At 54.2% G+C, this 4,725-nt stretch carries 5 protein-coding genes and 1 pseudogene; 3 read left to right on the top strand and 3 right to left on the bottom strand.

The features are described from left to right. From H6F43_RS14890 to pgl, 3 genes are all read right to left on the bottom strand, one after another. Positions 1 to 435 (bottom strand): FHA domain-containing protein (locus tag H6F43_RS14890; protein ID WP_190343518.1); only part of this gene is annotated, 435 nt, incomplete at its 3' end. A gap of 118 nt (positions 436 to 553) precedes the next feature. Next, positions 554 to 1,315 (bottom strand): FHA domain-containing protein, encoded by a 762-nt coding sequence (locus H6F43_RS14885; RefSeq protein ID WP_190343519.1) that lies wholly within the window; start codon positions 1,313 to 1,315, stop codon positions 554 to 556. A gap of 114 nt (positions 1,316 to 1,429) precedes the next feature. After that, a complete protein-coding gene (gene pgl / locus H6F43_RS14880) occupies positions 1,430 to 2,146 on the bottom strand; it encodes a 6-phosphogluconolactonase (protein WP_190343517.1) in 717 nt (238 codons plus the stop codon). Between the two features lie 181 nt (positions 2,147 to 2,327). Here pgl and H6F43_RS14875 point away from each other — a divergent pair, with 181 nt between their 5' ends. From H6F43_RS14875 to nusB, 3 genes and pseudogenes are all read left to right on the top strand, one after another. Beyond that, positions 2,328 to 3,062 (top strand): HpsJ family protein, encoded by a 735-nt coding sequence (locus H6F43_RS14875; RefSeq protein ID WP_190343516.1) that lies wholly within the window; start codon positions 2,328 to 2,330, stop codon positions 3,060 to 3,062. Between the two features lie 524 nt (positions 3,063 to 3,586). Then, entirely contained in the window at positions 3,587 to 4,282 is a 696-nt protein-coding gene (locus H6F43_RS14870) for a DUF502 domain-containing protein (RefSeq protein ID WP_190343515.1), read from the top strand. A 123-nt stretch (positions 4,283 to 4,405) separates the two neighbouring features. After that, positions 4,406 to 4,725, top strand: a pseudogene (nusB, locus tag H6F43_RS14865) (N utilization substance protein B); the annotation flags it as partial.

Genomic DNA, 4,725 nt, shown 5'->3' with positions numbered 1-4,725 from the left:
GGTCAGCGGCAGCGAGGTGGTCGGCTCCGTCGCTTCGATCGGCTCTTTCGCGGTTGGATCAGTTGTGGCAGATGCCATTTTTGAACGAATCCGCTGCGCCAGAGTCGTTTCTCCAGCAAATCCTTCTGCAGAAACCGCCTTCAAATGAATCTGAACGTTGGGACCCGATCGCGCGAGTCGAATCACCACGCCATCTTCAACCACAGCCTGCATTACCTGCTTGCCGTTGACGTACATTCCATTGGTGCCTAGATTGAAAATCTCCCAATGGGAATTGACTTGCCGCAGCTCTACGTGATGCCGGGACACAACTGCACTATAGAGAATGACGTGATTATCGGTCGATCGCCCAATCCGAATAATCGGCTCGTGCTCAAATGTCCAGCTTTGAACCGGAGTCGATTGGACTGGATGCAGAAGGGTGAGAGTAATCACACTGGCAACAAAGAGCCTGACGAGGTTTCAAGCAGAACTACAGAGCCGTTTCGGTTAGCTCCAACGCAGCAGCGGAAGTTAGCTTGCCCACTAAACTAGCGCAAATTGCCCACCAATCTTACGAAAGTTGAAAGAGAAATGTTACTTTGTCACCCTTGCCCAGACTGATCCGATCACCCGATCTTAGTCGATGACGATTTCCCATCGGCAAAGGCGAATTGTTGATATAGGTGCCATTCGAGCTACCCACGTCTTCGATGTAGAACGCATCGCCTTCAATCCGAATATCGGCATGAATTCGCGACACAATCTCGGAGTTGGGGTACCCAGACACATCCACGTCTGGTGGAATACGATCGTTGGGCTTGCCAATGTGAATCACAGAAAGCGTTTGCGGTAGCTCTACGATCGTATCTGTTTGTACGTGAAGCAGCTGCGCAGCCTGCTGCTGAAGCTGAGTTCGAGAGTTTCCAGTCGCAGGTGGGGGAGGAGGAGGGGGCGTTCCAATGCTGCTTGGAGGTTCTGGGACGATCGAAGGCGCAGGCACCGGAGGTGGAACGGAATCAGGAAAGGGCACTGCGTTTTCCGAAGCCGCCGCTGGATTCGCCATCAGCGGCTCTGGCAGAACCAGCGGATCGGGAGGAATCAGCGCAGGAATATCCGGTGACGCAGGAATTGCTACAGCAGGGGGTGCGGCAGCCTCAACAGCAACGTTTGATGTCCGTAGGTTAGAGCCACACTGACCGCAGAAGCTGGCATCAGTCTGAATCGTTGAGCCACAGTTCGGGCAGGCGGCGGTTGCAGGCAGCGGTGTGTAGCACGATTCACACTGAACGGCTCCATCCGGATTCTGATGATTGCAATTTGGGCAAACGATCATGGCGCTTCGCTTTACAGAATTACTCCTCAATCCTCAGTCTACTGCGGTTAGGGGTTCGTCGCGATGGATTCGTTAGGGGTTGATTAAAACGAACTGTGCTTTGCTAAGCCGTCATTACAGATCTTGTCCGGCTGCTTGGTCTAGCAGCCAGATGTGTTCGCCGGACGGCTGAATTAAGCGGGAAGGATAGGTCGCATCATCGTCAACCGGAGCAAAGACGTGCGCTAGCGCCGATCGCTTGCTGGCGCCAGCAACGACAAACAGAACGGTGCGAGCGTGATTGATCAGCGGTGCAGTAAACGTGATGCGGGGCTGACCATCTTTGCTGCCCACGGTAACGAGACGATCGTGCACCGCCAAGGCAGGCGTGTGGGGAAACAGCGACGCCGTATGCCCATCGTCCCCCATCCCCTGCAGCATAATGTCGAGCGTTGGAAACTCACCGGGAGCAACCTGGAAGAACGCCTGCAACTCGGCTTCGTACTTGTCAGCCGCGATCGCGGGGTCAGCCTCATCCGTTGGCATCGGGTGAATGTTCTCCGGCGGAATTGGCACGGCGTCCAGCCACGCTTGTCGTGCCATTTTTTGGTTGCTGTCGGGATGGTCGGCTGGCACGTAGCGCTCGTCCCCCCAAAAGGCGTGAACCAGCTCCCACGGAAGATTTTGGGCAGCAATCTGCTCGTACAGAGGTTTGGGGGTGCTGCCGCCAGACAGCGCGATCGTGCAGCGTCCCCGCTCGGCAATCGCCGCTTGCATGCGCGCCAGCACAAGTTCGAGCGATCGCTGAATCAGCGCAGTTGAATCCGGTAGCACTTCCACGGTTCTGTTCATCTTGTCCACCAAACTGAGGGGTTGCTATTCACAATAGGGGCTAGGGACGCAGCACATAGCAGTAAAAAGGAAATTTTCAGGATTCAGGAGTCTTGGGAACAGGGTTCACGCCGTGGTCTACCATAAGAAACTGATAACGCAATTTCCCTTGCTCTTTGCTGAGACACCCAAACTCTACGCCATGAAATCCCCCACCGTTCCGCCCGTTGCTGCCTTCGTCCTTAAAGTCGTCGGCGTTGTTTTGATTCTGCTGTACCTACTGGATATAGCAGTGCTACTGTCGGCGGCGAAGTTTCAGGATAGCCAGTGGATGTTAACGTTTACCACGCAGTTGGTCGATCGAGGCTTTGTGCCACTGATTGGCTTTGCGCTGTTGTTCACGGGAATTTGGGTAGACAGCGCCACCTCTGAGCAAGAGGGGTCTTCGCAGGGCTTAAAATTAGCCGCGCTGCTCCTTGCCAGTCTTCTAGGAGCCATGTTTCTGGCCTTCATCCCGCTTAATATTGGGGCAGCCAATTCGGCATCTGCTGCCGAAGTGAAGCGCGTTGCCGATGAAGCATCGCGGGCAGAAAAAGACCTCGACGCACAGGTGCAGCAGCAGTTAGATCAGCAGTTGGGCTTTATTGATCAGGCAATCAAGAGCGGACAGGTACAGGGCGATCAGTTGGCACAGGCGCAGCAGCAGCAAGAGCGGCTGCGAAAGCTAAAATCTGACCCGAAGGCGCTGGAAGCGCAGATTGGTCCGCAGCGAAATCAAAAGCTGACGGAGATCCGCAATCGCAGGCAGGAAGTCGAAAGCCAGATTCGCAGCAACTCGACCCGGGTAGGAATGCGAATTAGCCTGGGAAGCCTGCTGCTAGCAAGTGCCTATGCCTTGATTGGCTGGACTGGGCTGCGTCGATCGCTGCGCAGCTAAGGAACTTGCATGAAGACAACGCACCAGTGAACAGGGTTGAGCGGAGTCAAAACCCGTCTGGTTGGTACACGCTTAACCTGTAACGGCCTCTGGCAGGCTGATGGAACCTGGTTAGGGCGACGTAAAAATAGCGTTGCTTCAAATCAGCCTGCTGCAAAAAATTAATGTCAATCCTGATACCAACTCGCCCTAGGATAGTCTCATAAAGCAGACGATCCCCGGCTAAGGACAGTCGGGCAGTAGCAGAATAGGGACCCCTTACAGGTAGACGAAGATGGTTAAGATAAGGCAACAGCACTCTGCTGTCGGAGTAGTTTTTGCAACACTCCTTTACAGATGTCGTTACAAGTCTTAAAAATTTAAGATAGGCGTATCTATCATTGCTGTTGGGATCGCGAAAACTCCGCCTTGGAGCGCAATCAATGGCAGGGCAATCTATCAGGCTGCCTTAATTCCATCGCCAACTCAGCCACGAACGCTCGGAATCAGCTCGATCGCAGCCACATAAGGAGAGTAGTCTACCTGTGCTCCAACGCTTCAAGCAAGACTTAAAAAACGACCTGATCGCAGGGCTGCTCGTGGTAATTCCGCTAGCAACTACGATTTGGCTGACGATTACGGTAGCAAGGTGGGTAATTGACTTTTTAACTCGCATTCCCAAGCAGTTAAGTCCCTTCGTTGGACTAAATCCAATCCTGGTCAATTTGCTGAATCTAGCCGTCGGATTTGCCGTTCCGCTGCTGTGCATTTTGCTGATTGGGTTAATGGCGCGGAACATTGCCGGACGCTGGCTGCTGGATGTCGGAGAGCAGATTCTGCAAGCGATTCCGCTGGCGGGAGCCGTCTACAAAACCCTGAAACAGCTTTTAGAGACTCTGTTGAAAGACTCTGGCAGCAAGTTTCGTCGTGTGGTGCTGGTCGAGTATCCCCGACCAGGCGTGTGGTCGTTGGGCTTTGTTACCGGAGTGATTAGCGGCGAGTTCCAGGCGCACTTTTCCGGTCCGATGCTGGGCGTGTTTATTCCGACAACGCCAAATCCCACCACAGGTTGGTATGCGGTTGTGCCTGAAGAGGCGGTGATTAATCTAGCAATGCCGATCGAGGACGCCTTTAAAGTCGTGATTTCTGGCGGCATCGTCAGTCCGGACTCCACCGTAATGCCGCCGCTATCAACGCCAACCGGAAAGCGTGTGCTGGACCCGTTTGTGGAGCAGAGCTGACAGGCGCTGGTGTTGGACAAGGACTAATTGGGTTTTCCGCACCCTCTGGGGTCCGCGAAAACTTGTTAAGATTACTGGGCGACACCGCTCAGCGCTCACTCTGTTCTGTCATTTTCTGTCCCCATGCAAGCTCGTCGAATTGCTCGTGAACTGGCGCTCCTTAGCATCAGCCAACTGTCTACAAAGCCGCAGCGCCTAGAGTCGCACCAGCTGCAGGCGATCGTTGTGGCAGCGGTTCGGACGCTGGCAACCGAGGCGCAAGACGCGCTGGAAACCGCATCGGCTGAACTTCAGCAGAGCAACGCACGACTGTTAAATAGTCAGATTCGTGCAACCGATGTTCAGAGCGCCCAGACGATGGTGAGTGAGGCGATCGAGCTAACCCAAACCGCGATTAATCGCTTGGGCATGGCGATCGAGGTACCCGAATTCATTCAGCTATC

It is taken from the genome of Leptolyngbya sp. FACHB-36, from assembly GCF_014695955.1.
In the GTDB taxonomy this organism is placed as follows: Bacteria; Cyanobacteriota; Cyanobacteriia; order Leptolyngbyales; family Leptolyngbyaceae; genus FACHB-36.
The sequence above is the reverse complement of the archived record's forward strand: the minus strand, read 5'-3'. Positions and strand labels throughout refer to the sequence as shown.